This is a genomic window from Diaphorobacter aerolatus, from assembly GCF_014489535.1.
GTDB classification, from domain to species: domain Bacteria; phylum Pseudomonadota; class Gammaproteobacteria; order Burkholderiales; family Burkholderiaceae_C; genus Diaphorobacter_A; species Diaphorobacter_A aerolatus.
In genome coordinates this window covers 2,102,390-2,128,329 of the sequence record NZ_CP060783.1, presented here as the reverse complement: position 1 = coordinate 2,128,329, position 25,940 = coordinate 2,102,390, and the positions used below count along the sequence as shown (strand labels likewise).

The 25,940-nt window shown below is 63.8% G+C and carries 22 protein-coding genes and 4 pseudogenes; 12 read left to right on the top strand and 14 right to left on the bottom strand.

Going from position 1 to position 25,940, the window contains the following annotated elements; all coding sequences use genetic code 11:
- Nucleotides 1–109: 109 nt before the first annotated feature.
- The 7 genes and pseudogenes from H9K75_RS09800 to H9K75_RS09770 all read right to left on the bottom strand — a co-directional run bounded on the left by H9K75_RS09800 (nt 110) and on the right by H9K75_RS09770 (nt 5,651).
- Nucleotides 110–529, bottom strand: a complete 420-nt coding sequence (locus tag H9K75_RS09800) for a peptidase associated/transthyretin-like domain-containing protein (protein WP_187725632.1) — start codon at nt 527–529, stop codon at nt 110–112.
- 150 nt (nt 530–679) lie between these two features.
- A pseudogene (locus tag H9K75_RS09795) lies at nt 680–2,189 on the bottom strand (FAD-linked oxidase C-terminal domain-containing protein).
- A gap of 86 nt (nt 2,190–2,275) precedes the next feature.
- A pseudogene (locus tag H9K75_RS09790) lies at nt 2,276–2,539 on the bottom strand (LysR substrate-binding domain-containing protein); the annotation flags it as partial.
- 7 nt (nt 2,540–2,546) lie between these two features.
- A pseudogene (locus tag H9K75_RS09785) lies at nt 2,547–2,801 on the bottom strand (FAD-binding oxidoreductase); the annotation flags it as partial.
- Nucleotides 2,802–2,887: 86 nt separating this feature from the next.
- Nucleotides 2,888–3,784 carry a LysR substrate-binding domain-containing protein gene (locus H9K75_RS09780; RefSeq protein WP_187725631.1) on the bottom strand — a complete coding sequence of 299 codons (897 nt, stop codon included), beginning with the start codon at nt 3,782–3,784 and terminating at the stop codon, nt 2,888–2,890.
- 66 nt (nt 3,785–3,850) lie between these two features.
- Nucleotides 3,851–4,867 carry a formyltetrahydrofolate deformylase gene (gene purU / locus H9K75_RS09775; RefSeq protein WP_404826419.1) on the bottom strand — a complete coding sequence of 339 codons (1,017 nt, stop codon included), beginning with the start codon at nt 4,865–4,867 and terminating at the stop codon, nt 3,851–3,853.
- The gene (locus H9K75_RS09770) at nt 4,770–5,651 is read right to left on the bottom strand and encodes a ChaN family lipoprotein (RefSeq protein ID WP_187725630.1); all 882 of its coding nucleotides are present in this window, start codon (nt 5,649–5,651) and stop codon (nt 4,770–4,772) included. The genes purU and H9K75_RS09770 overlap by 98 nt, the downstream gene beginning before the upstream one ends.
- A 326-nt stretch (nt 5,652–5,977) precedes the next feature.
- On the opposite strand from H9K75_RS09770, the gene H9K75_RS09765 reads away from it, so the two are divergent.
- The 4 genes from H9K75_RS09765 (at nt 5,978) to H9K75_RS09750 (ending at nt 10,451) form a co-directional block, all read left to right on the top strand.
- Nucleotides 5,978–8,434: an adenosylcobalamin-dependent ribonucleoside-diphosphate reductase gene (locus H9K75_RS09765; protein ID WP_187725629.1), complete on the top strand. Its 2,457-nt coding sequence runs from the start codon at nt 5,978–5,980 to the stop codon at nt 8,432–8,434.
- Nucleotides 8,435–8,513: 79 nt separating this feature from the next.
- Nucleotides 8,514–8,702, top strand: coding sequence for a hypothetical protein (locus H9K75_RS09760; protein WP_187726192.1), 189 nt, complete (start codon nt 8,514–8,516; stop codon nt 8,700–8,702).
- Nucleotides 8,650–9,201: a hemerythrin domain-containing protein gene (locus H9K75_RS09755; RefSeq protein ID WP_226858631.1), complete on the top strand. Its 552-nt coding sequence runs from the start codon at nt 8,650–8,652 to the stop codon at nt 9,199–9,201. The genes H9K75_RS09760 and H9K75_RS09755 overlap by 53 nt, the downstream gene beginning before the upstream one ends.
- A gap of 146 nt (nt 9,202–9,347) precedes the next feature.
- Nucleotides 9,348–10,451, top strand: coding sequence for an AbrB family transcriptional regulator (locus H9K75_RS09750; protein WP_187725628.1), 1,104 nt, complete (start codon nt 9,348–9,350; stop codon nt 10,449–10,451).
- A 56-nt stretch (nt 10,452–10,507) separates the two neighbouring features.
- On the opposite strand, the gene H9K75_RS09745 is transcribed toward H9K75_RS09750, so the two are convergent.
- The 4 genes from H9K75_RS09745 to H9K75_RS09735 all read right to left on the bottom strand — a co-directional run bounded on the left by H9K75_RS09745 (nt 10,508) and on the right by H9K75_RS09735 (nt 13,415).
- Complete coding sequence (locus H9K75_RS09745) at nt 10,508–10,804, bottom strand: BTH_I0359 family protein (protein WP_187725627.1); 297 nt, start codon at nt 10,802–10,804, stop codon at nt 10,508–10,510.
- A 590-nt stretch (nt 10,805–11,394) separates the two neighbouring features.
- A complete protein-coding gene (locus tag H9K75_RS25120; protein ID WP_319016907.1) occupies nt 11,395–11,700 on the bottom strand; it encodes a DUF3108 domain-containing protein in 306 nt (101 codons plus the stop codon).
- Nucleotides 11,697–12,506 (bottom strand): hypothetical protein, encoded by an 810-nt coding sequence (locus H9K75_RS09740; RefSeq protein ID WP_319016906.1) that lies wholly within the window; start codon nt 12,504–12,506, stop codon nt 11,697–11,699. The genes H9K75_RS25120 and H9K75_RS09740 overlap by 4 nt, the downstream gene beginning before the upstream one ends.
- 108 nt (nt 12,507–12,614) lie before the next feature.
- Complete coding sequence (locus H9K75_RS09735) at nt 12,615–13,415, bottom strand: IclR family transcriptional regulator (RefSeq protein WP_187725626.1); 801 nt, start codon at nt 13,413–13,415, stop codon at nt 12,615–12,617.
- A 117-nt stretch (nt 13,416–13,532) separates the two neighbouring features.
- On the opposite strand from H9K75_RS09735, the gene H9K75_RS09730 reads away from it, so the two are divergent.
- Both H9K75_RS09730 and H9K75_RS09725 read left to right on the top strand, forming a co-directional pair.
- Nucleotides 13,533–14,522 carry a fumarylacetoacetate hydrolase family protein gene (locus tag H9K75_RS09730; RefSeq protein WP_187725625.1) on the top strand — a complete coding sequence of 330 codons (990 nt, stop codon included), beginning with the start codon at nt 13,533–13,535 and terminating at the stop codon, nt 14,520–14,522.
- A gap of 45 nt (nt 14,523–14,567) precedes the next feature.
- Nucleotides 14,568–15,551: a Bug family tripartite tricarboxylate transporter substrate binding protein gene (locus H9K75_RS09725; RefSeq protein ID WP_187725624.1), complete on the top strand. Its 984-nt coding sequence runs from the start codon at nt 14,568–14,570 to the stop codon at nt 15,549–15,551.
- A 78-nt stretch (nt 15,552–15,629) separates the two neighbouring features.
- On the opposite strand, the gene H9K75_RS09720 is transcribed toward H9K75_RS09725, so the two are convergent.
- Nucleotides 15,630–17,702 carry a molybdopterin-containing oxidoreductase family protein gene (locus tag H9K75_RS09720; protein WP_187725623.1) on the bottom strand — a complete coding sequence of 691 codons (2,073 nt, stop codon included), beginning with the start codon at nt 17,700–17,702 and terminating at the stop codon, nt 15,630–15,632.
- Nucleotides 17,703–18,046: 344 nt separating this feature from the next.
- On the opposite strand from H9K75_RS09720, the gene H9K75_RS09715 reads away from it, so the two are divergent.
- The 4 genes from H9K75_RS09715 to H9K75_RS09700 all read left to right on the top strand — a co-directional run bounded on the left by H9K75_RS09715 (nt 18,047) and on the right by H9K75_RS09700 (nt 22,183).
- Nucleotides 18,047–19,201 (top strand): ABC transporter substrate-binding protein, encoded by a 1,155-nt coding sequence (locus H9K75_RS09715; RefSeq protein WP_187725622.1) that lies wholly within the window; start codon nt 18,047–18,049, stop codon nt 19,199–19,201.
- Between the two features lie 192 nt (nt 19,202–19,393).
- Entirely contained in the window at nt 19,394–20,602 is a 1,209-nt protein-coding gene (locus tag H9K75_RS09710) for a M20 aminoacylase family protein (protein ID WP_187725621.1), read from the top strand.
- 116 nt (nt 20,603–20,718) lie between these two features.
- Nucleotides 20,719–21,819, top strand: a complete 1,101-nt coding sequence (locus H9K75_RS09705; RefSeq protein WP_187725985.1) for a M14 family metallopeptidase — start codon at nt 20,719–20,721, stop codon at nt 21,817–21,819.
- Between the two features lie 106 nt (nt 21,820–21,925).
- Nucleotides 21,926–22,183, top strand: coding sequence for an acyl-CoA-binding protein (locus H9K75_RS09700; protein WP_187725620.1), 258 nt, complete (start codon nt 21,926–21,928; stop codon nt 22,181–22,183).
- Between the two features lie 19 nt (nt 22,184–22,202).
- Here the strand turns inward: H9K75_RS09700 and H9K75_RS09695 are convergent, their stop codons facing one another.
- Nucleotides 22,203–23,360: an aminopeptidase gene (locus tag H9K75_RS09695; protein WP_187725619.1), complete on the bottom strand. Its 1,158-nt coding sequence runs from the start codon at nt 23,358–23,360 to the stop codon at nt 22,203–22,205.
- Nucleotides 23,361–23,404: 44 nt separating this feature from the next.
- On the opposite strand from H9K75_RS09695, the gene H9K75_RS09690 reads away from it, so the two are divergent.
- Nucleotides 23,405–24,073, top strand: a complete 669-nt coding sequence (locus H9K75_RS09690) for a DNA-3-methyladenine glycosylase I (protein ID WP_187725618.1) — start codon at nt 23,405–23,407, stop codon at nt 24,071–24,073.
- Nucleotides 24,074–24,185: 112 nt separating this feature from the next.
- Here the strand turns inward: H9K75_RS09690 and H9K75_RS09685 are convergent, their stop codons facing one another.
- Entirely contained in the window at nt 24,186–24,353 is a 168-nt protein-coding gene (locus H9K75_RS09685; RefSeq protein WP_187725617.1) for a hypothetical protein, read from the bottom strand.
- A 261-nt stretch (nt 24,354–24,614) separates the two neighbouring features.
- Between H9K75_RS09685 and H9K75_RS09680 the strand changes: the two are divergent.
- Nucleotides 24,615–25,927 (top strand): annotated as a pseudogene (locus H9K75_RS09680) (class I SAM-dependent methyltransferase).
- The last annotated feature ends 13 nt before the right edge of the window (nt 25,928–25,940 follow it).

The window sequence follows — 25,940 nt, the reverse complement described above, 5'->3', positions numbered from 1 at the left end:
GTCGTGCCGTTGCCGTCGCTGCTGCTGCCGGATGCGGAGGATGGGATGGAGGAATCGTTGTTGGCCATGATGCCGCTATTGTCGCCGCGCTGGCGGCTCGCGGCTCAACTCAATAGCGGAAGTCCAGCGTCTTGCCCTCGTTGCCGACCGTCACGTTGCGGCTCTGGCTTTCCTTCTCCGGAGCGGTCGCCTTGACGGTGTATTGCCCTGCGGGGAGCTTGAGCAGGCACACCGGCCCCTGCGCCTTGAAGCGTGCATCGGTGTTGTCGCTGCCGCCCTTGCCGGTGATCTCGACATCAACGCTGGCGAGATACTCGCCGCTTTTTTGCGAGAACAGCAGCGACAGCGGATATTCCTTCATCGCCCCGCGCATCGCGGTGGACTCGTCGGAGCCGATGCCGCCGCATGCATATTGCACGGAGCCCTCGGTTTTCACCATCGGCGGAATGCCGCTCTGCGCCTGCGCCGCGCAGAGGGAGACGGGGCAGAGCACTGCGCTCAACGGAAAGAGGCAAACAGCTCGTAACATGGCGATTCCTTTTACTTTTCAGCCGGAAAGCCGCCATTCTTGAACACCGGCGACCCGTTCGCTTGTAGGCCACGGCAGGTGTGCGTCGTCCGCCGCCGTGCCATTTTGAGCCCGCAGAACCCGCGCGTAGGAAGTCGCGCTATGGCGCGCTCAAAAACGCTCCAGTTCCGGATGCCTGATCTGTCCGCCGCGCACCAGCATCTTGCCGTACTCCGCGCATCGGTTGAGCGTCGGGATCACCTTGCCGGGGTTGAGCAGACCCTTGGGGTCGAACGCGGCCTTGAGGGCGAACATCTGCTGGTTTTCCTCGGTCGTGAACTGGGTGCACATGCTGTTGAGCTTTTCCACGCCGACGCCATGTTCGCCGGTCACCGTGCCGCCCATGGCGACGCTGGTTTCGAGGATGTCGGCTCCGAACAGTTCGCAGCGATGCAGCTCGTCAGGATCGTTCGCATCGAACAGGATCAGCGGGTGCAGGTTGCCGTCGCCCGCGTGGAACACATTGGCGCAGCGCAGGCGGTATTTCTTCTCCATCTCCTGGATGGCGAGCAGGATGTCGGCCAGGCGCTTGCGCGGGATGGTCGAGTCCATGCACATGTAGTCGGGCTGATGCGGCCACTGGCGGGAAAGGCGTTCTTGCGGCCGCTCCAGAAGCGCAGGCGCTCCTCCTCGTTGTTGCTCACGGTGATGGCGGTGGCGCCGGCGTGGCGCAACACCTCGCTCATGCGGCCGATTTCCTCTTCGACTTCTTCGGGCGTGCCGTCGCTCTCGCACAGCAGGATGGCTTCGGCGGTCAGGTCGTAGTCGGCGCGCACGAAGTCTTCGACGGCGGCGGTCATCGGCTTGTCCATCATTTCCAGACCCGCTGGAATGATGCCCGCGGCGATCACTGCGGCCACCGCGTCACCGGCTTTGCGCACATCGTCGAAGCTCGCCATGATGCAGCGCGCGAGCTGCGGCTTGGGATGAGCTTGACCGTGACCTCGAGTGCCACGGCCAGCATGCCTTCGCTGCCGATCATCGCGGCCAGCAGGTCGTAGCCCGGCACGTCAAGCGCCTCGCTGCCTAACGTGATCGGGTCGCCTTCAATCGTGAAGCCCCGCACGCGCAGCACGTTGTGCACGGTGAGGCCGTATTTCAGGCAGTGCACGCCGCCGGAATTCTCGGCCACGTTGCCGCCGATGGTGCAGGCGATCTGGCTGCTCGGGTCGGGCGCGTAGTACAGGTTGTGCGGCGCGGCGGCCTCGCTGATCGCCAGATTGCGCACGCCGCATTGCACGCGCGCCGTGCGGCCGACGGGGTCGACTTCAAGAATCCGGTTGAACTTGGCGAGCGACAGCGTCACGCCCAGCGCGTGCGGCATCGCTCCGCCCGACAGGCCCGTGCCCGCGCCCCGCGCGACGACGGGTACTTCAAGCCCGTGACAGACGCGCAGCACGGCCTGCACCTGTTCTTCGGTTTCGGGCAGGGCCACCACGAGCGGACGCTGGCGGTAGGCCGTCAGGCCGTCGCACTCGTAGGGCGTGGTGTCTTCAGCATTCCAGAGCAATGCGTGCGCGGGCAGGTGCCTGCCCAGGGCCGCGACGATTTCCTTCTGGCGCGCGGCACGTTCGCTCGGCGATGGCGGCTTCTGATCGGTGGACGATGGGGCTGTGCTCATGCCCTGAATGTAGTTCATGCACCGCGCGCGCGGCGTGAACAAATTTGCATGCCTGTGTGAACTTGAAGCGGCCTCGGCGTCGACGTTCAGGCCAGCGTCTTCCTGAGCCAGTCGGCAAACGCCGAGCATTCCCAGCGATCCATCGTCCCGGTGCGCCAGCACAGATAGTGCGCGTGCGGGCTGGGCGCGACGATGTTGTCGAACAGGCGCACCAGCGTGCCCTGTTCAAGCCACGGGCGGCCCAGCTTCAGGCGCACCAGTGCCACGCCCATGCCGGCCGAGGCCGCGTCGCACATCAGGCCGATGTCGTTGAACTGCGAGCCTTCGCTGGGCGCGGGCCAGTGGAGGCCACAGACCGGGTACTTCAAGCCCGTGACAGACGCGCAGCACGGCCTGCACCTGTTCTTCGGTTTCGGGCAGGGCCACGACGAGCGGGCGCTGGCGGTAGGCCGTCAGGCCGTCGCACTCGTAGGGCGTGGTGTCTTCAGCATTCCAGAGCAATGCGTGCGCGGGCAGGTACCTGCCCAGGGCCGCGACGATTTCCTTCTGGCGCACGGCGCGTTCGCTCGGCGATGGCGGCTTCTGATCGGTGGACGATGGGGCTGTGCTCATGCCCTGAATGTAGTTCATGCACCGCGCGCGCGGCGTGAACAAATTTGCATGCCTGTGTGAACTTGAAGCGGCCTCGGCGTCGACGTTCAGGCCAGCGTCTTCCTGAGCCAGTCGGCAAACGCCGAGCATTCCCAGCGATCCATCGTCCCGGTGCGCCAGCACAGATAGTGAGCGTGCGGGCTGGGCGCGACGATGTTGTCGAACAGGCGCACCAGCGTGCCCTGTTCGAGCCACGGGCGGCCCAGCTTCAGGCGCACCAGTGCCACGCCCATGCCGGCCGATGCCGCGTCGCACATCAGGCCGATGTCGTTGAACTGCGAGCCTTCGCTGGGCGCGGGCCAGTGGAGGCCACAGACGTCGAACCAGCTTCGCCAGGGCTCGAGCGGGCTGCGGAGCAGCGGAATGCCTTCGAGGTCTTCGGGGCGCTCGAACGGCCCATGCTCGCGCACGAAGGCGGGCGAGGCGAGTGGCGTGACGATGTCGCGGGCCAGTTCCACATGCTCCATGTCGGCATAGTGACCAGGGCCGAAGCGCACCACGAGATCGGCGTCTTCGGCCACGACGTCGAGCAGCGGGATCGAGACCTGCAGCGCCAGATCGATTTCCGGATACGCCTCGGTGAACTGGCGCAGGCGTGGAATCAGGATGGCGCGGGCAAACGTCGGTGTGACGGCCAGTTTGAGGCGGCGCTTGCCCGGTGCGCTGGCGGCGCCGGGAAACCTTTGCAGCGCCCCAAGGCCTTCGCGCACGTGGGCCAGATAGGCGCTGCCATCGGTGGTGAGCGAGAAATCCGCGCGACCAAACAAGCGCACACCGAGAATCTGTTCGAGCTGCTTGACGCGATGGCTCACGGCGCTCGGCGTGACGCACAGTTCGTCGGCGGAAAGCGTGACGCTGCGCAGCCGCGCGAGCGCCTCGAAGGTGAGCAGGCACTGTATCGGCGGAATCCGGCGCAGCGCGGCCGGGTCGCCGCTCAGTGGCAAGGGGGAGTGGCGCTGCTCATGTTCCTGGTCGTTCCGTCGAAGAAAGCGGGGTGCCGCGCACGCAGCTTACTTGAAGATCACGGTCTTGTGCCCGTTCATCAGCACGCGGTGCTCGCTGTGCCATTTGACCGCGCGGGCGAGCACCTGGCTTTCGGTGTCGCGGCCCCGCGCGGTGAGGTCTTCGACGGTATCGGAATGGCTGGCACGGGCCACGTCCTGCTCGATGATCGGCCCCTCGTCGAGGTCGGCGGTCACATAGTGTGCGGTCGCGCCGATCAGCTTCACGCCTCGGTCATGTGCCTGGTAGTAGGGCTTGGCGCCCTTGAAACTCGGCAGGAAACTGTGGTGGATGTTGATCGCGCGACCCGCGAGCTTGCGGCACAGGTCGTCCGAAAGCACCTGCATGTAGCGCGCAAGCACCACGAGTTCCGCGCCCTCGGCCTCGATGATCTCGAACTGCCTGGCCTCGGCCTGCGCCTTGGTGGCCGCGCTGACCGGGATGTGGTGGAACGGGATGTTGTAGCTCGCGGCCAGTTGGTAGAAGTCGCGGTGATTGCTGATGATCGCTCGGATGTCGATCGGCAGCAGACCGGACTTCCAGCGGAACAGCAAATCGTTCAGGCAATGGCCTTCCCTGCTGACCATCAAGACGGTTTTCATCGCGGCGATGGTCGCGTGCAGGCTCCAGCGGATGTCGTATTTCTCGGCAAATGCCGACAGATCGTCCTTTAACGTCGCCAGTTCGATGCTTTCGCACGCAAATTGCACGCGCATGAAGAAAAGACCGGTGGCCTTGTCGTTGTACTGGGCTGCTTCTTCGATGTTGCCGTTGCGTTCGGCGAGAAAGCCGGAAACCGCATGGACCAGACCGACGCGGTCCGGACAGGAAAGGGTCAGGATGTAAGAAGAATTCGGGTCATATGCTCCGATTGTCGCAGCAGGCCGGTACCTGCGTTGCGATGTCGGGCGGCGGCGGCAGGGACCCTCAGCGCTTGAAGTGCTGGCGTAACTCCGCGCAGTGGTCCTTGGGCGGCACGGCAGGCGTGATGATGAACATATCCGCTTCATTTTTGAGAGCGTCATTCACTTCACCGGTCTGCGCGATGGCCGCGCGCACCGTCAGACTGGGCGCAAGCCATTGGGCCACGCCGACGCTGCGGCGTACATGGCCATGTCCGGCAATCAACAGCACGGTCTTGCCCGGCTTGACCGCCGATTGCACCGCGTTCGCCATGCTCTCGTCGCGCGCGAGCTGAATACGGGCCATGGGCAACAGCCGGGACTCGGGTAACAGATCGCAATGCCCGATCTTGATGGCATCCATCTGGATCTGCATGGCTTCTGCATTCAAATGCGTGTCAAAGCGCGTCTCCTGCATCGTGGCGCGCATCTTGCCCAGCGGCAGATTCCCGCCGATCACCGGGACGTCGGCGCGCACGGCAGCCATGACGACCGGGCCGTAGGATTTCCAGGGCCAGCCCTCGTCATTCCAGCTCAGCAATTCCCGTACCTGTGTTTCGCTGGCCGTGGCTGCGAGCCCGCGCGTGCTCGTGCCAGCGTCGGCCATCTCCAGCACGACCGCCGCCAATCGACCGCGAGCAGCCAGCTCGCGCACCGTCTGCGCTTCCCACTCGTGGTGCTCCGCCGCATCATGCTGTTCGCCAAGCATCAGCACGTCGGCCGACTTAAGGTGCGCGAGTTGCTCGCGCCAGCGAACCTCTGCGCTGGGGCTGTCAAAAAGGCGCAGTTCGGGCACGCGGGGCGATGGCTGGTGCGGCGCCGTGGCGCAACCGGCAAGCAGCAGGGCGCAGACCAGCGCGGCGATCCCTTTGGAAGCCTTTGGCGTGCGTTGGAGGATGGAAGCCATTGTCAAATAATAACCTCACAAAGTCCTGTGCCGCGCACGCTTGCGGGCGGGCATTTTCAAGCGAATTTGTGTCCATAAACGGGGCCGGAATGGGGGCTGATTCTCAAGGATTTTGGCATGTCAGCATAAATTGCTGCTATCGAAATCAAAGCGTGCATTTCTGAAATCTTGACCAGAATGCAGACACTTTTTCTGTGGAAGGTGTAGAAAGATGGTCTGGCGCGCGAGGCTTCCGGAACACCGGATTCAGCTCCCTCCTGCGACCCTCCCGAATTCCCATTCCATTCCATCCAATCCAACGTTCCATCTGTGGAGTGACACTTTTCATGAAACGCGAATCAGCCGATCTGACGCCTACCCTTGCCATGCAACCCATCAGCCTCGACGTCCTGCGCGAGAAATATTTCAAGAACGACGAGAAGGATGTGGAGGAGCTGTATCGCCGCGTGGCGCGTGCACTGGCATCGGTGGAGCGTGAAGACCTGCGTGAGTCGCTCGAAGCCCGGTTCATGGACAACCTGCGCCTCGGTGCCATCGGCGCGGGCCGCATCATGAGCGCCGCAGGTACCGACATTCAGGCCACGCTGATCAACTGCTTCGTGCAGCCCGTGGGCGACTGCATCCAGGGCGTGGACGACGCGGGCTTCCCCGGCATCTACGAGGCGCTTCGCGAAGCCGCCGAGACCATGCGCCGAGGCGGCGGCGTGGGCTACGACTTCTCGCGCATCCGTCCGCGCGGCGCGCTGGTCAAGGGCACGGCCTCGATGGCCTCGGGTCCGTGCAGCTACATCAACGTGTTCGACCAATCGTGCTCCACCGTCGAGAGCGCGGGCGCACGTCGCGGCGCGCAGATGGGCGTGCTGCGCATCGATCATCCCGACGTGCTCGACTTCATCACGGCCAAGCGCACGCCGGGCCGCTGGAACAACTTCAACGTCTCGGTCGGCGTGCCCGACGATTTTATGGACGCCGTCGAGGCCGATGGTCCATGGGAACTGGTCCACGAAGCCATGCCGGGTGTCGAGCTGCAAAAGGAGGGCGCGCGCCAGCGTGCCGACGGCAAGTGGGTCTACCGCACGCTGCCCGCGCGCGAGTTGTGGAACACGATCATGAAGTCGGCCTACGACTTTGCCGAGCCCGGCATCCTGTTCCTGGACCAGATCAACACCGACAACAACCTGCATTACGCCGAGCACATCCAGGCGACCAACCCGTGCGGCGAGCAGCCGCTGCCGCCGTATGGCTGCTGCGATCTGGGCCCGATCATCCTGACGCGCTTCGTGCGCAATCCGTTCGGCATTCAGGGCGATGCGCAATTCGACTTCGAGCTGTTCGAGAAGTCGGTCGCCACCCAGGTGCGCGCGCTCGACAACGTGCTCGACGTGACCTTCTGGCCGCTGCCCCAGCAGCAGGCCGAATCGGCCGCCAAGCGCCGCATCGGCGTGGGTTTCACCGGCATGGGCAACACGCTCGCAATGCTCAAGCTGCGCTACGACCGCAAGGAAGGCCGCGACATGGCGGTGAAGATCGCCGAGCACATGCGCAACGCCGCGTATTCCGCTTCGGTGGAGCTTGCCAGGGAAAAGGGCGCCTTCCCTAAATTCAAGGCCGATGGCTATCTGCAGGAAGGCACGTTTGCGAGCCGACTGCCTGAGGACATCAAGAAGCAGATCCGCAAGCACGGCATCCGCAACAGCCACTTGCTGTCGATTGCGCCGACCGGCACCGTGAGTCTCGCGTTCGCCGACAACGCATCGAACGGCATCGAGCCGCCGTTCTCGTGGACCTACACCCGCCGCAAGCGCGAGGCCGACGGCAGCAAGAGCGAGTACGTGGTCGAGGACTACGCATGGCGCCTGTACAAGACCCTGGGCGGTGACGTGAACCAGTTGCCCGACTATTTCGTCAACGCCATGGAAATGGCGGCGGGCGATCACGTGGCGATGATGGAGGCCGTGCAGCCGTTCGTCGACACGGCGATTTCCAAGACGGTCAACGTGCCCGAAGACTACCCCTACGACGACTTCAAGAACCTGTATCTACAGGCCTGGCATTCGGGCCTCAAGGGCCTCGCGACCTATCGCCCGAACAGCATCCTGGGCGCGGTGCTCGAAGTCACGCCGGCTCCCAAGAAGCAAGAGGCGGCAGCGCCTGCCGCGCTCGTGTCGGCGCCTGCGGTCGATCCGATGCGCGTGATGATCGAGAGCCGTCCCAAGGGCGGTCTGTCGGCGGTCGCCGAGAAGCTCGAATACTGGACGCAGGAAGGCCACAAGGCGCTGTACCTGATCGTCTCGTTCCTGCCGGTGCCGGATGGCCATGGCGGCACGGTGGATCGCGCCATCGAGTTCTTCATGCCCGTGGGCCAGAGCGGTGAATCGCAGCAGTGGATCACGTCGAGCATGCGCCTATTGTCGCTCGCCGCTCGTGGCGGTTTTCTCGAACGCGCGCTCAGCGACATGCGTAAGGTGGCGTGGGATCGCGGCCCGGTGCGCCTGGGGTTCCACACCAAGGACGACGGCACGCGCGTGCCGATGTGGCACGAATCGGAGGTGGCCGCGATTGCCTACGCCGTGCAGAACATCCTCGCGCAACGCGCCGCTCCCCAGCAGCAGGTGCTGCCGCTCGGCGAACCGATGCTGTCGGTCAATACCGATATCGCCATCGGCAGCAATCCACCGGCCATGGCCGGCAAGAAATGCCAGGAATGCGGCGCGCATGCGGTAATCCGCAAGGACGGCTGCGACTACTGCACACAGTGCGGCGCGCTCGGCTCCTGCGGCTGATTCCGGCGCGCACGGTCACGCCGCGATAGCCGTCCGGAAATCACCCATGGCCATGCCCGAACCGCACTGAGGTGCACGCTTGCTCGCACAGGCCCCGCATCGCCTGAGCTTCTTTCTCGCGATGACGGGGCTGATCGCCTCGGGCGTCGGGTGGGCGCTGGTGCAGTGGGATCGCACGGCCTGCCGCCGTCCTGTGTTTTCGATGGAGGATTCGCGTGAACAACAGAATCTCGCTGCCCGGCGTGCGCTCGCCCGGCGTCGGCTTTGACCAACCGTTCGAGATGCTCGATGCCTGTCACGACCGCGTGCGGCTTTCGCTGAAACTGCTGGCCGATCTGCGCCGCTATCTGGGCGAGAAAGGTTGCGACGATTCCGCGCGGCAGGCGGCACGCGATGTGCTGCGCTATTTCGACGTGGCCGCGCCGCTGCATCATGAGGATGAAGAGTTGCATATCTTTCCCGCGCTCAAGATGCGCTGTGCGGGGGACGCGCGCATCCAGTCGCTGGTGCGGCAACTCGAGCAGGACCACGAAGAGATGCACCAGTTCTGGAACCCGGTGGTGCGCGAAGCGCTGCTCGCTCTGGCCGATGGTTCGCAAAGCGGTTTCACGCCCGGGCAGGAGGCCAGCTTCGACGTGTTCGAACAGCGTTACGCGCGCCACATGCAACTCGAAGATGAAATCGCCTATCCGCAGGCGCGCGCCGTGGTGGACGAGCGCGAGCAACAAGCCATGGGGCGGGAAATGGCCGCGCGCAGACGGGGCTGAAGCTGCGCTGCGCAGGCGGCTCGTGAACCGGGATGCGGCGCATGGTGATTGACGCACAATGGTGTCAAGCAAATGCCGCGCAGCCTGTTCTATGCGGTGACGCCACGTTGTTCGCCATACCCTGAAGTTTGCCGCTGCGCTCGTCCATGCCCCCGCATCTCACGTATTTTCTGCGCGTCTGTCTCACGCTCCTCGCGGCATGGCTTGCCGCCGAACTCTGCGTCGCGCTGCATACGCCGCTGCCGTGGATGATCGGCCCGCTGCTCGTCACGGCGCTGCTCTCGATGATGGGCGCGGCAACCCGGAGTGCCACGGCCTGCCGCAACGCCGGACAGTGGACGATTGCCACGGCGCTCGGTCTTTATTTCACCCCTGAAGTTGCGCGGCTGGTGAGCGGCCTCTGGTGGGCGATTGCACTCGCCATCGTCTGGGCGCTGTTGCTGGGCTGGGGATTCGGTGCCTGGCTGTATCGCATGACCGCACCGCGCATGCCCCTGCTCGCCGCGCGACCGGCGCGCGCCACCTGCTACTTCGCCGGTGCCATCGGCGGCGCATCCGAGATGACGCTGCTGGCCGAGCGCGAAGGTGCGCGCACCGACCTCGTTGCTGCGGCGCATAGCCTGCGCTTGCTCATCGTCACCATCACGATACCGTTCGCGTTGCAGTGGAGTGGGCTGCAAGGCATAGACCATCTGCCACCCGCAACGCGCGTGGTTGATGCCACGGGGCTCATCATCCTGATGACGGCGACGGGAGCCGGAGCGCTCGTCATGCGCAGGCTGGGCCGCGCAAATCCGTGGTTTCTCGGCGCGCTGCTGGTGACGCTGTTGATCACGGTCACTGGTCACACGCTGTCGGCGATTCCACAGATCATGGTGAACGCTGCACAGCTATTTATAGGCGTGAGCCTTGGCGTGCGCTTCAGTCGTGAATTTCTGCGCACCGCGCCGCGCTGGATGGGCATGGTCGCGGTCGGCACGTTCGCACTCATGGCGTTGTGCGCGCTGTTTGCGGTCGGCCTGTCGTGGCTGACCGGGCAGCACTGGGTCACGCTCGTGCTCAGCACATCACCGGGCGGTATTGCCGAGATGGCCATCACGGCCAAGGTGTTGCAACTTGGCGTGCCGGTGGTGACGGCATTCCAGGTGTGTCGGCTTATCGCCGTGCTGCTGCTGGTGGCACCGCTGTATCGCCGCCTCTATGGTCCCAGGGCCGCCGAGGCACAAGAAAAAACGCCGCTTGCACGCTGAGTGCAAACGGCGCGGCCGATGGGGTGGTCAGCAAGAAATATCGCTGGCGTTGAAACTCAGTGCACCAGCACCGGATTTTGCGCGAGGCCCACATAGCCATCGAGCGTGTCTTCGACTTCTTCCTGCGTGGGTGTGTTGCGCTGCCATTCGAGAATCTGCAACTGGAACATTTCTGCCCAGGAGCCATCGAGATAGACCTCTTTGCCGGATCGCTTGTCCACGATCTCGAAGCCGTGGCGCGGCAGTTGAGGAACCGTGGGCTGGACGGCAGCAGGTTTTTCTGAGCCATTCAGGTCGGCGTCAGGCTGCATGTGGACGACCACAAAAGAATCTGAGTCGTAGAGCATGTGCATGGTCAAGTTCCTCTTTTCACTGCAGAAATAGATGGGTACCTGAGTCGCCATTTCAAGGGTGCGAGGGCGGGAGTGATCTTGTCCCGATCCGGCCTTGCGAGATGGCAAGCTGGTATCCATCTGTCAACCAGTATTCCATGCTTTTGACGTGTCATCCGGAAGTTGTGCAAATCTCGCGAAAAAAACAATTTTTTATTTATGCGAGGTTATTTTCTGAGATAGTGGAAGATTGACCATGCAGGGCCCGGTGAATCCATCGCCCAAAAAGAAACCGCGTTGATTTGTCGCCGTAGTGACAAATGCAACGCGGAAATCAACAGGAGCTCGCATGAAAACCGTCAACGTGATTCGGCTGGAAATCGATTTTCCGGTTTGTGTGAAGAAAATGCCGAATCAGCACACTCGCAGTATACGTTGGACTCGGCCTTGAATTGAATATTCTGCCGACTCCCTATCGATGCATCGATTCCCGCCTCTGAAATATCGCCTCTACCGCGAAAATCAATCGACCCAAGTGCGTATTTAAAATACGTTGTTATCCGTGATCCTGTCAACCAGGACCGGCTTCGCGCTGAATGCTTCGCGCGGCGTCATTTCAAGGCCAGCTCGGCAAAATCCCCATTCGATTGCGTGAGTCGCAGGCGCACCGGCAGATACTGACGATCAATGCCGAGCCACAGATCCGCACGCAGATCGCGATCATGCCGGGGCAGTTTCTGCAGGCGGATGGCGGGCGTCGGGCCGGCGGGAAGTTCCAGCGTCTCGCGTTCGCCGACGGTGAACGTCCAGCGATCAGCGTTGCGCGGACCCACGGTGGTGAACGTGATCTGCGTGCCGGGCGGGTAGCGGTCGGGAGCAGCCGCCATCATCGCGCCGAGCTGGATGAGCACGCTCACACGATCCTGCGCTCCGGCGCTGATGGCGCTCGGGGGGTGTTGGCGCTGTAGGTGACCACGCGCTGGTCGAAGTCGAAATGCGCTGCGACTTCCTTTCTGCCCTTGTCCCCGAATCGAATCGGCGCAAGCCCGTTGGGCGTGATCGCGCCAGTGCTCTTCTGACTGCGCGTGCCGAGCAAAAACGCGCTGACTTCCTGGCTTGCTTCGTAGCGGCTGCCTTCGTTTTTCCACTGCAACTGGCCGCTGACGTTGTAGGCCATTTTCTTGACCTCACCATGCACCGCGTAGTGGAGCGTGACCGAGGCGGGCAGCCTGATCGGAGGCGGCTCCGTGCTGGCATGGGCGCCTGCGGCACCGGGTGGGCGGATGTCGACGCCGGCGCTCAATTCATCGTCCGGGCTCGCGGGCGCCGACGCGGCGGAAGCAGCGGCGGGCGCTGGCACGGCGGGCGAAGCATCGGAGGCCGACGGCATCGGTTCCGGGGCGATGCGCTCAGGCGCGCTGGCGGCCTCCTGGCGGGTGGTTGGTGGCTCGGGTGGTTCTATCTGCGGGGCGTTGTCGGGTGCTTCCTGCGCTTCGTGAATCGGCTCAGGTGTCTCCTCGGCGTCCGGGGGCGGCGCTTTGCGGGGCACTGCTGGCCTCGGTCGTGGCCTTGGTTTGGGCGCGGCCGGTTGCGCGGGTTTCGCCGCAGCGGGCGCTGCCTCGGGCTCGGAAACCGGTTCGGGCGCTGGCGGCGGCGGCGTCACCATGCGCGTGTGAAATGCGATGCGCTCGGCGCTGCCCTCATCCGTGCCGCCCATGGGCATGCCCCCAGCACCAGCCAGTGCAGGGCGAGAACGGCGATGGTGATCAGCAAAAGCGCGCGACGAGGCATGGGTCTTGCGCCATTTTCGCGCAGAAGCGGCAACGGATCCCTAAGTGTTCGACAAGGGCGGGCCGACCCAACCCAGATCACTGGACAATTGCGCCGCCGCCGCGCGCAACGGCGTGGCAATGGCGCCATCCCATTCGACGTCGAACGTCGCTACCGAGCCGAGCGTGAGCATGCCCAGCACCAGATGACCGTCGGAGTCGAACACCGGCGCGCAGAACGCGGCGATGCCCGGTAGCAGCGTGTTCACCACGCGTGCGCAGCCATGCTCGCGCACCTCGCCGAACATGGCGTCCACGGCCTTTGGAGTGAGCGGCATGTCGGCGCGCTTGTGGCGCTGGGCAAGTTGCAGTTCCTCTGCAATGAGCGCTGCGGTCTTGTCGCGCGGCAGACAGGCGCCGAAGCAGCGGCCGGTTGCCGAGGACAACAGCGGCATCACGTCCCCGAGGCGCAGATTCGCGGTGATCGCCTGCTGCGGCGACTCTTCCCAATGCACCAGCGTCGCACCGCGATTGCCCCAGACGGCAAGCGCCATGGTGTGGCCGATCTGGTCGAGCAACTGCGGCACGCGTTCGCGCGCCAGCCGGACCGCGTCGAGTCGCGACAACGAGGCCAGGCCGAGCTTGAGCGCGGCAGGCCCCAGGTCGTAGCGGCTGCTGCGCGGATCCTGCACGACCAGCGCCAGCCGTTGGTAGCTCACCAAGTAGCGGTGCGCCTTGGCCGCGCTCATGCCCGCGGCGGCGGCCAGATCCTTGAGCATCAAAGGCCCGTTTGAGCGTGTCAGCGCGTCGAGCAGCGCAAAACCCACTTCCACGGATTGAATGCCGGCACGTTCCTTTTGCATCTGAACTAGAATTTTGAAATTATTTTTTGTTGAATCAATTCCACGTATCGTAATTCATGCTCGTGCATGATGAAAGAAGCGACGCGTCAGCCAAGCAAGCTCAGGAGATTTGCCGCCATGAAACTAGCCACTTACAAAGACGGTTCCCGTGACGGACAACTCGTCGTGGTCTCGCGTGATCTGAGCACGGCGCACTACGCGACGGGCATTGCCGACCGCATGCAGCAGGTGCTCGATGACTGGAATTTCATCTCGCCGCAACTACAGGATCTTTCCGTGCAGCTCAACGCCGGACGCGGTCGCCACGCGTTTCCGTTTGACCCTGCACAGTGCATGGCGCCGCTGCCGCGCGCCTATCAGTGGGCGGATGGGTCGGCCTACATCAATCACGTCGAGCTGGTGCGCAAGGCGCGCAACGCCGAGGTGCCCGAGAGTTTCTACGTCGATCCGCTGATGTACCAGGGCGGCAGCGATGATTTCATCGGCCCGTGCGACGACGTCGTCGTGCCGAGCGAGGCCATGGGCATTGATTTCGAGGCCGAGATCGCCGTGATCACGGGCGACGTGAAGATGGGCACCACGCCCGAGCAGGCGCTCGATGGCATTCGTCTGATGATGATTGCCAACGACGTGAGCCTGCGCAATCTCATTCCCGCCGAACTGGCGAAAGGCTTTGGCTTCTTCCAGAGCAAGCCGGCGACCGCGTTCAGTCCGGTGGCGATCACGCTCGATGAACTGGGCGATGCCTGGGACAAGGGCCGCGTGAATCTCACGCTGCAATCGACCTGGAATGGCCGCCGCGTGGGCATGTGCGATGCCGGGCCGGAGATGACCTTTCATTTCGGCCAGTTGATCGCGCACATCTGCAAGACCCGCAACGTGCGCGCCGGAACCATTGTCGGCAGCGGCACGGTGAGCAACAAGGACTGGTCCAAGGGCTATTCCTGCATCGCCGAAAAGCGCTGCATCGAAACCATTCAGGACGGCCAGCCCAAGACCGAATTCATGAAGTTCGGCGACACCATCCGCATCGAGATGAAGAACAAGGCGGGGCAGAGCATCTTCGGCGCCATCGAGCAGGCGATTGCCGATCCGGCAGCGGTCTGAGCATTGCGAAAAACCAGAACTCATTCATCACAAGGAGACTCATCCATGCAGCGCAGAAACCTGCTACAGCGCACCATCGCCCTGGCCGGTGCATCAGCGGTCACGCCCTGGGTGCATGCGCAGTCGGCGTACCCGCATCAGCCGATCCGCTGGGTCGTTCCCTATCCCGCAGGCGGCGGCACCGATGTGCTGGCGCGCACCGTGGCCGAAGCGATGCGTCCGTCGCTTGGACAACAGATCGTGGTGGACAACCGGCCCGGCGCGTCGACCAATATCGGCGCGCAGATCGTGGCGACCGCCAAACCCGATGGCTACACCGTGCTTTCGGCTGACAACGCCGTGCTCGCCTACAACGAATACCTGTTCACCAAGCTGCCGTTCCATCCCGAAAAGGACTTCACCTACGTCGGCGGGCTCACGCGTTTTCCGCTGGTGCTGGTGGTGAACCCGAACTTCAAGGAAGGCCTGACCTTCAAGGACTTTCTCGCCTACGTGCGAGCCCATCCCGGCCAGGTGAACTACGCGTCTCCGGGCAATGGATCGCCGCACCACCTGGCGATGGAAATGTTCAAGTTCCGTACAAAGACCTTTCTCACGCATATTCCGTATCGCGGCGCTGCGCCTGCGGTGCAGGATGTGATGGGCGGACAGGTGCCGTGCATGTTTCTCGATCTGGCAGCGGGACTGTCGGTCATCCAGTCGGGCAAGGTCAAGGCGCTTGCCATTGGTTCGGCCAGGCGCGCGCCGCTGCTGCCCGACGTGCCCACGCTCGCGGAAGCGGGTGTGAAGGACACCGAGGTCTACGCATTCCAGGGCCTGCTCGCGCCTGCGGGGCTGCCTGCCGACATCACGGCGCGCCTCAATGCCGAACTCAACAAGGCTCTGGCCGCGCCCGACGTCGTCAAGCGCATGCAGGACTTCGGCATGGAGTCACTCGCCGGTACGCCCGAGCAGTTCCACGCCATGGCGCGCGCGGAGGCCAAACGCTGGGGGCCGATCATCAAGGCGACCGGCGTGAAGCTGGACTAGGGCCTGTTCACCCAACGCTGCACAACCCTTCGGGCTTGCGCGACCCCGTGGATTGTGTGAGCAGGCCCTAAGCCCACCTCAGGCCGCGCACTTCTCGACCTGCACGACGCAGTCATAGAAGCAGGGACCGCGTCCGATGTCGGTGAGCTGCTGGTGCGTGAGTTCGTTCACGTTGGTTCCGTTCTCGCCGTTCTTGCGCCACCAGATGCCGAGACCCACCACCACGCCCTGACGTGCGCGGCCATTGATGGACGCGTGGCAGACATGCTCGCCGCGCGCGTTGTGCACGCGGATCCGGTCGCCATCGGCGATGGCGCGCGATGCCGCGTCGTCGGGATGCATCTCGAGCAGCGGGCGTCCCTCGCTGTTGCGCAGGCTTTTGACGTTCACAAAAGTTGAGTTCAAGAAATTGCGCGCAGGCGGGGAAATCATCGCGAGTGGATAGCGCGGGTCGCTTCCCGGCAATTCGTAGTTGGGAACGTGATCGGGCAGGGCGTTGACACCGAGCCGCGCGAGGTTTTCGCTGACGAATTCGCATTTGCCCGACGGGGTTTGAAATCCGCCATCGGCGAACGGTGCGTCGGGGACGACGAGGCTCGCGAATCCATCGCGCATCAGGCTGTCGAGGTCGACGTTCGTGCCTGCGATCGCGGTGCGGCACAGCGCCTCATCGTCATCCTGAAAATGCGGCGCGGCGAATGCTGGATCGAGTCTTGCCATGTGCGCGGCCAGGTCGCGGAAGATCTGCGCATTGCTGCGCGCCTGGCCTTCGGGTGCGATGGCGGGGCGGTTGAGCAGCACGTCACTGTGGCCGTAGCTGCCGTGGATGTCCCAGTGCTCAAGCTGGGTGGTTGCGGGCAGCACGTAGTCGGCTTGGTCTGCCGTGTCGGTCATGAAATGTTCGAGCACCACGGTGAACAGGTCTTCGCGCGCAAAGCCTTGTGCAACCTTGACCGAGTCGGGCGCGACGGCCACCGGGTTGCTGTTGTAGACGACCAGGGCCTCGACCCGCGGGCCGAATTGCGCATCACCCGCGTGCAGCAGGGCATCGCCAATCGCGCTCATGTTGATGGTGCGCGGGCGGCGCTGGACCAGCAGGTCCGGGCGTTGCAATGCGGCGCGCTTGAACGGGTAGATGCTTGACGACGACAGCAGCAATCCGCCCGCGCGGTCGCGCCACGCACCGGTCAGTGCGGGCAGGCAGGCAATCGCGCGAATGGCGTTGCCGCCGCCGCGCGTGCGCTGCACGCCATAGTTCACCCGGATCGCGGCCTTGGGGGTGGTGCCGTAGTCGCGCGCGAGCTGCCGGATTTGTGCAACGGGCAGGCCGCAGACCTCGGCCGCGCGTTCGGGCGGCCATTGCAGGGCGCGTTCCCTGAGTTCGTCCCAGCCCAGCGTGTGGCGCGCGATGTAGTCGTGGTCGAGCCAGTCGTTCACGATGAGTTCGTGCATCAGCGCGAGCGCCAGCGCCGCATCGGTGCCGGGCAGCAGTTGCAGATGCTCGTGGCATTTGTCGGCGGTCTCGCTCCGGCGTGGGTCGATGCAGATCAGGCGGGCTCCGTTGCGCTTGGCCTCCTGTGCGAAACGCCAGAAATGCAGGTTGCTGCCGATGCTGTTGCTGCCCCAGATCAGGATCAACCGGCTCTCGGCGTAGAACTGCACGCGCATGCCGAGCTTGCCGCCATAGGTGTGCAGGAGCGCCTCGCCCCCGGCGGTCGAGCAGATCGTGCGGTCCAGCAGCGAAGCGCCCAATTGGTGAAAGAAGCGGCGATCCATGCTCTCGCCCTGCACCATGCCCATGGTGCCGGCATAGCTGTAGGGCAGCACGGCCTCCGGGTTTCGAGCGGCGATGGCGTGCAGGCGGCTGGCGATGTCGCTCAGTGCTTCGTCCCATGAAACCGGTGTGAACTGGCCGCTGCCCTTGGGGCCGCTTCGTTTGAGCGGTTGCAGCACGCGTTCGGCGTGATAGGTGCGTTCCGTGTACTTGCTCACCTTGGCACACAGCACGCCACCGGTGAACGGGTGGTCCGGATTGCCGCTCACCTTGGTGGCGACGCCGTCAATGACGGTGGTGACCAGCGCGCAGGTGTCCGGGCAGTCGTGGGGGCACGCCCCTTTCGTCGTGATGACAATGTTGTGAAAGTGCTGCATGTGTTTCAACTTGTCGCAAAAATTAGTGGGTAAATACTTACTAGTTTTAGCAAAAACACGCGAAATTTCAGTTATTGTTAACTATCAATACGTTTGTTGACATATGCAAGCTGGTATTCGCCGCCGATGGGTTTTGCCGTACGGGCCACTCTAGCGCGTTGCGGGGTGCGCGTGAAGCTGGCGCTCCTTCGAGCCCGCGAAACGGCCCGCAACGCAGCGATTGTCCGGTGATGAGGAACCCGTGGCGCCGACCCTGAAAAGGGCCTGCGGCGTTGTCAGGTCGATCTTGGTTTCATGCAGAGGATGATGATGTTTCACAGCGAAAAGAGGGCTTCGGGAAGCCGATGAGTGATGCGGTTCATGGTGGCCGCAGGCAGTTTGTTGCGACCCTGGCGGCGTCCGCGGCGGCGGGATTCCTGCCCGCGGCGCGCGCGCAGGAATCGAATCCCATCGTGCTGGGGCAGTCGTGCGCGCTCTCCGGCCTGTCCGCCGAACTCGGCGTGCAATACCACCACGGCGCACAGCTGTTTTTCGACGACCTGAATTCGCGCGGCGGCGTCAACGGGCGCGAAGTGCGCATTCGCGTGCTCGACGACGGTTACGAGCCCGAGCGCTGCGTGGCCAACACCAAGCGCTTCATTGCCGACGACGTGTTCGCGCTGTTCGGCTATCTGGGTACACCCACGAGCGTGGCGGCGTTGCCGCTGATCCAGCAGGCACGCATTCCCTTGTTTGCGCCGCTCACGGGCGCGCAGGCCCTGCGCCAGCCGGCGCTGCGCCAACTGGTGTTCAACGTGCGCGCGTCCTATGCGGATGAGACGGCGCTCATGGTGCGACAGCTCACTGGACTGGGGCTCAAGAAGATTGCAGTGTTCTACCAGAATGACGCCTACGGTCAGTCGGGTCTGGAGGGCGTGACCGCCGCGCTGGCACCAGAAGGCCTGACGCCGGTGGCGGCTGCAACGGTCGAGCGCAATTCCTCCAACGTGAAGGAAGCCGTGCAGAAGCTCGTCGCCGAAAAGCCCGACGTGATCGTGCAGATCACGACCTATGCCGCAAGCGCCGGTTTCGTGCGCGAGGCGCGCGCTGCGGGTTATGGCGGCCAGTTCTACAACGTCTCGTTCGTCGGCACGGCTGCGCTGCAGTCCGCGCTCGGCAAGGAGGCCGAAGGCGTGGTGGTGACCCAGGTCGTGCCATCGCCTTTCAAGACCACGCACCCGGTGACGCGCGAGTTCCTCGCCGTGCTTGCCAAGAGCGGAAAAAACATGGCGCCCAACTATTCGAGCATGGAGGGTTTCCTGGCCGCTCGCGTGCTGTCGGAGGGTCTGCGCCGCGCCGCGTCGGGCACCAAGCTCACGCGGGAATCGCTCGTGACGGCGCTTGACGCGCTCAATGGCCAGCAGGTCGCCGGATTCCCGGTGGCGTTCCAGGCGCAGACGGCCAAGTCGCGGTTTGTCGAGCTGTCGATGCTGACCGGCGACGGCAAGGTGCGCGTGTAACGTAACAGGAACATCCTGTCGGGCGGCTATCGCCTGGTTGGGACGGTAGGAACCCGGTAGCGCGCTGCGTGCTGCCGGGCTAGACTGCCGATTCGACCAGCGCCTGAACCTTTGTCCTTCGGGCGGCGCGAAAAATCAAGCGCGCGCCGCGCCGGGGCAGCTTCGAGGGCCAGGCCTCAAGAAAGCCAGCAAATGAAAGTCATTGATTCCATCGTCGCCCAAGCGGCGTCCATCGCGGCCGTGCGCCGCGACATCCACGCTCATCCGGAACTGTGTTTTGAAGAGGTGCGCACCGCCGATCTGGTGGCGGCCAAGCTCACGGAGTGGGGCATTCCCATTGATCGCGGCATGGGCAAGACCGGTGTGGTCGGCATTGTTCAGGGCCGCGATGGCGGTGCCTGCGGACGCGCCATCGGCCTGCGCGCCGATATCGACGCGCTGCCGATGCAGGAGTTCAACACCTTCGAACACGCGAGCAAGCACTCCGGGAAGATGCATGCCTGCGGCCACGACGGTCACACGGCCATGTTGCTCGCGGCGGCGCAGTATTTCTCCCAGCATCGTCATTTCGACGGCACCGTGTACCTGATCTTCCAGCCTGCGGAAGAGGGCGGCGGTGGCGCGCGCGAGATGATCAAGGATGGGCTGTTCGAGAAATTCCCGATGCAGGCCGTGTTCGGCATGCACAACTGGCCTGGCATGGCGGCTGGCTGCTTCGCGGTGAGCCCCGGTCCGGTCATGGCATCGAGCAACGACTTCACGATCACGATTCACGGCAAGGGCAGCCACGCCGCCATGCCGCACATGGGCATCGACCCCGTGCCGATTGCCGCGCAGATGGTGCAGGCCTTCCAGAACATCATCAGCCGCAACAAGAAGCCCATCGAGGCGGGCGTCATCTCCGTCACGATGATCCATGCGGGCGAGGCCAACAATGTGGTGCCCGATTCCTGCGAGATGCAGGGCACGGTGCGCACCTTCAGCATCGACACCCTCGATCTGCTCGAGCGCCGCATGCGCGAGGTGGCTGAGCATATCTGCTCGGCCTTCGAGGCGACCTGCGACTTCGAGCTCAACCGCAACTATCCGCCCACGATCAACTCGCCCGCCGAGGCCGAGTTCGCGCGCAAGGTGATGCGCGGCATCGTCGGCGATGCCCAGGTGCTCGATCAGGAACCCACCATGGGCGCAGAAGACTTCTCGTTCATGCTCATGGAAAAGCCCGGTGCCTACTGCTTCATCGCCAATGGCGACGGTGCGCACCGCGAGATGGGCCACGGCGAAGGACCGTGCACGCTGCACAACCCGAGCTATGACTTCAACGACGATCTGATTCCCCTGGGCGCGACCTACTGGGTCGAACTCGCGCAACAGTGGCTGGCTGATCCCACAGTGAAGTGATTCGGCGCGAGGGTGAGGGCGACTGGCCCTCGCAATCCCCTTTTTCGCATACTGCCATGCGGTTTTCACGCATGCGCGTGAACATGTCGGCGATTCTTGAAACCGCAGGACACGCCATGATCGCCATCTCCTCTGCATTTGCCGACTGCTACGCGTTGGCGCGTGCCCGCTTCATCGCGGGCCTGGCAACGGCGGGAATCGCGCTCATGCAGCACCGGCATCCGCTTCCTGGACTCGAAGGCGAGGAACTGGCGGTTGACGTGGCGCTGGACGGAGAGCCCGACGCCGAGCGTTTGCTGATCGTGAGCAGCGGCTGTCACGGCGTCGAGGGCCTGTGCGGCAGCGGCGTGCAGGTGTTCGCGCTGTACGACGACGAGTGGCGCGAAAAGGCGCGCGCGAACGGCGTGGCGGTGCTGTATGTGCACGCGCTCAATCCGCACGGTTTTTCCTTCCGGCGCCGGGTCACCGAAGACAACGTGGATCTCAACCGCAACTTCATCGACTTCACGAGGCCGCTGCCCGCCAACCCGGAATACGACGAGCTGCATCCAATCCTGCTGCCCGCGCAATGGCCACCGTCGCTGCAAAACGAGATGGCGCTGGGCCGACTGGTGGCGACGCGCGGCGAGGCGGCCCTGCAGGCCGTCATCAGTCGCGGTCAATACCAGCATGCGGACGGGCTGTTCTACGGCGGCAACGCGCCAACCTGGAGCCACCGGACCCTGCGTGCGATATTGCAGACCCATGGCCGGAGCGCCAGGCGGATCGCCTGGCTCGATCTGCACACCGGGCTGGGGCCTTATGGCCATGGCGAGCGCATCTACGCGGGCCGCAACCAGGCCGAAGACCGGCAGCGCGCCGTGCGCTGGTGGGATGGTGGCGGGGCCACGCCGGTCACGGTGGCGGGCGATGGCGCGTCCGCTTCCTCGGAACTGACGGGCCAGATGTATGGCTGCATTCACGAAGAATGCCCGCAGGCGGAATTCACCGGCCTGACGTTGGAATTCGGCACGATTGCCGCCGTCCAGGTGCTGCAGGCGCTGCGCGCCGATCAATGGCTGAGCCTGCACCCCGACGCCGACGAGATGCTCGCCGTGCAAATTCGCGCGCAGATGCGCAACGCCTTCTACGACGAGTCCGAGACCTGGAAGGGCATGGTGATCAGTCAATCCCGGCAGGCAATGTTCCAGGCCGTGGACGGGCTGTGCGGCGAATGAAAGGCGGCGGCGCGTGGGTGCCGAAGAAAAATAGCACGACCGTTCGCAATCTTTGGATTTTTGGCTACACTGGCGCGCAGTCCATAGTCATTTCAAGGAGATAACGATGTCCGATCTGAACGCCACTTTTGAAACCGCCGTCGCCAATTCCAAGCTGCTCAGCGAGCGTCCCGACAATCCGACGCTGCTCAAGATCTACGCGCTCTACAAGCAGGCCACGGTGGGTGACAACGAGGAAAAGAAGCCCAGCTTCTCCGACATCGTCGGTCGTGCGAAGTGGGACGCATGGGAGAAGCTCAAGGACACGAGCACTGACGACGCCAAGCAGCAATACATCGACCTGATCGAATCCCTGCGCGGCTAGCACCCACGAGCCGCTGGCATCAGCGGTCCGCGGCAGGCGGCTGCGCAATCGAGCCGATATGCGTCGTTGGCACCAGCGCCCTGAGCTGCGCGAGACGCGCGTCCTGCGGCTCGTCGGCCAGGGCCTGCACCGCCGCGTGAAACCGCTGCCAGTTGCGTCCCTGCTGTTCAAACAGGGCGATGAACGCGGGCACCAGATCGTCATAGGCACCCTGCGCGCCGAAGCTCGCGTTGTTCGCGTCCATGACCCAGCGGTCGAGGTTCGCAAGCTGCTCGGGCCGCACCCCGTCTTCGTTGATCCAGCGTTCGCGCTGCCGCGCGTAGGCTTCGCGGAAGGCTTGCATGGCGCCTTGCTTTTGCGCGTGCAGTTCAGCGCGACCTGCCGCAGTCTCAGTGTCGCCCGCCGTGTAGATTCGCGATAGCTGTGCACGCGCGTCACGCGTCAGCGCGCGAAACTGCGCGCGGCGTTTTTCGCTGGTTGCGAATTCGGCCCGTGCCTTGTCGGTGGAATGTTCGCGGAGCCATTGATCGACGCCCAGACGCTCGACCGCAGTGGCATAGGATTCGTTGAACGCCGTGTCGCCCGATGCATAGACCACCTGGTGCGCGAGTTCGTGAAACAGCAGTCGAACAAAATCACCCTCGGGCCAGCCGACAAAGGTGTTGAGCAGCGGGTCGCCGCCCAGCCAGTTGGAATAGCCGAGCGTGGAATACGCCGGCACCGGATAGACGCTGACCTCAAGCCCCGATTGCGCGAGTCGCTCGGCCTCGGCCTTGGCGTCGGCCTCGGCGAAATAGCCGCGATAGCCGATGCATCCCGTAACCGGAAAACACCAGGTGTGCAGCTTGAGCGAGTAAGGCGGCGCGCCGACCACGTTCCAGACGGCGGCGCTGCGGCCCAGTTGCGCATAGCGGCGGTAGCTCGCGTTGTCGGGCAGGCCGAGTTCGTCGATGGCGAACTGCCGCGCGCGCAGGGCCAGTTCCAGCCGTTCGCGCAGGGCCGGTTTCTGGCTCGTGTCGTTGATCCAATCGTTGAGCGGCCGGGCCGACCCCATGAGATCCATGTGGCCCCGAAACGACTGCCAGTAGTAGCCGATGATGCTGTCCCCCGACGACGCACATGCGCCCAATGCCAGCACGGTGAGCACGGACGATGCAAGGCGGAGGGCTTTTTTCATGGATGGACGTACAGTATTTTCGGGTTTCGCGGCACAATATTCGCATGGCCGAAAACAAGCAGCAATCAACCGACAGCGTGGCGGGACTCTTTACCGACGACAGCGGCCATCAGCGCTGCTTCTGGTGCGAGGCTTCGCCGCTCTACAAGCATTATCACGATCACGAATGGGGCTTTCCCGTCGATGACGAGCGCCGCCTGTTCGAGAAGCTCTGCCTCGAAGGGTTCCAGGCGGGGCTGAGCTGGATCACCATCCTGAAGAAGCGCGAGTCCTTTCGCGCGGGTTTTGCCCACTTCGAGGCCGAGGAGCTTTCGCGCTTTTGCGAGAAGGACATCGCCCGCCTGCTGGCCGACGCGAGCATCGTGCGTCATCGCGGCAAGATCGAGTCAACCATCAACAATGCCAAACGGGTGATCGAGCTGCGCCGTGAATTCGGCTCGCTCGGCGCGTATGTGTGGGGCTATGCGCCGCTTGCGCAACAGGATCGGCCCGAGATTCATACCTACGAGGCGGCGCGCGCACTCACGGCGACGGCGGCGTCACAGGCGCTGTCCAAGGATCTCAAGAAGCGGGGATTCAGCTTTGTCGGACCGACCACGATGTATGCCTTCATGCAGGCCATGGGTCTGGTCAACGACCATATCGAGGGGTGTCACGTCCGCAAGGCGGCGACGCAGGCGCGCGAGCAGTTCACGGTGCCGCAGCCCAGTTGATTTTTCGCGAGGCTAAAGGCCAAGGGCGCGCGCCATTCGCGATGTGCAGCGGTTCAGTGGCTGAACGGCGCGCACATGGCGAATGCGCAGAAAGAAACGGATTCCTAGCGGATCAACCTTGGTGCGGACGCTTGCCAGGGTTCTTCTTGCTGCGGGTGGACACACCACGCTCCAGGCTCACGCGCTGGCCACGGCCGCCAGTGGCGACCGGCATGCCGGGCATGGGAGTTGGACGGGGAGTGCGCTTGCGGTCTGCTTCGGTAACGATCTTGTTGCCCATGATTGGCTCCTAGAGAAAAAATCCACTAAACCCGCTATTAGGCCATATTTGTGGCAACTTGGATCAAAAGTCGGCTATTTGAGCGGCGATTTCACTTGGGGGTTCGGCGTTTTCGCTGCAAAGCGTCACTGTCTCGCCGTGACGAGCGCGTGAACGACGGCATCGGAATGGTGCCAGCAATCCTGTAGGACACGATCCATTGACTATCGTGCACTCTGGCACGAAAAATCGAGATTGTTAAATATTCTGTCGGGGGCCGGTGTGAAAGACTTGATGAAGTCGCTCGAGCTCAGCCTTGCAGCGTCACCAGTCAGCATTCAGGTACAACTGCCAGATGGCAAACGCCTTGGAGCCAAGGATCCCGAAGTCCGGCTCGGCTTCAAGGATCGCTTGTCCATGGTGGCGTTTGCGATGGGTGAAATCGGCAATGTCGGCGCCGCGATTGTCGAGGGCCGCGTCGCCATCGATGGCAGCATGCGGCAGTTGATGGCGGCGGCTGCGTCCCTGCTCAAGCTCGACCCCAAGGACGCCGATGGCCGCAACTGGTGGCACCGCGTCATCATGCGCACGCGCTCGATGGCGGTGCACACGCTGTCGCATGACGCGCGCAACATCCAGTTCCACTACGACCTTTCCGACGACTTCTATGCGCTGTGGCTCGATCCGCGCCGCGTGTATTCGTGCGCCTATTTCCGCACGCCTGGCCTCTCGCTGGCGCAAGCCCAGGAGGCCAAGCTCGATCACATCTGCCGCAAGCTCCATCTGCATGTGGGAGAGCGCTTTCTCGACGTCGGCGCGGGCTGGGGCGCACTGCTGCTGTGGGCCGCCGAGAACTACGGCGTGGATGCGACCGGCATCACGCTGTCCAGGAACCAGTTCGCCCATGTGCAGCGACTCATAGAGCAGCGCGGCCTGGGCAGCCGGGTGCGCGTGAAGCTCGTCGACTATCGCGAACTCAGGAGCGAGGGCCGTTCGACAAGATCGCTTCGGTGGGAATGTTCGAACACGTGGGCCGCGCGCAGATGGTGGCCTATTTCAGGACGGTGCGCGAACTGCTTGCGCCCGGCGGCCTGCTGATGAACCACGGCATCACGTCCGGCGGCGTGGACAATCCGCAGTTGGGCGCCGGCATGGGCGATTTCATCGAGCGCTACATCTTTCCGGGCGGTGAACTGATGCATGTGAGCACGGTGCAGCGCGATCTGGCGCTGGGCGGGCTCGAAATGGTGGACACCGAAAACCTGCGCCCGCATTACGCGAAGACGCTGTGGAGCTGGTCGGACGCGCTCGAGTCGCAATTGGGCGAGGCGGCGCGCATTCTCAACCGTCAGCACGGCGACGAGCAAGGCGGCAAGGCACTGCGCGCCTATCGCCTCTATCTCGCGGGCTGCGCCATCGGATTCGAGCGCGGCTGGATCTCCTTGCACCAGTTGCTGGCGGCACGACCCGATGGCGACCTACAGACGGGTGCGATGCCCGGTGCTCAATCGGTTTATCCTTTCACCCGTGACTACATGTATGCGTCACCGGAGCCGGCACCCTTGGCGCAGGCGCCGGGCGTGCCCGTCGCATGAGGTCCGCGATCAT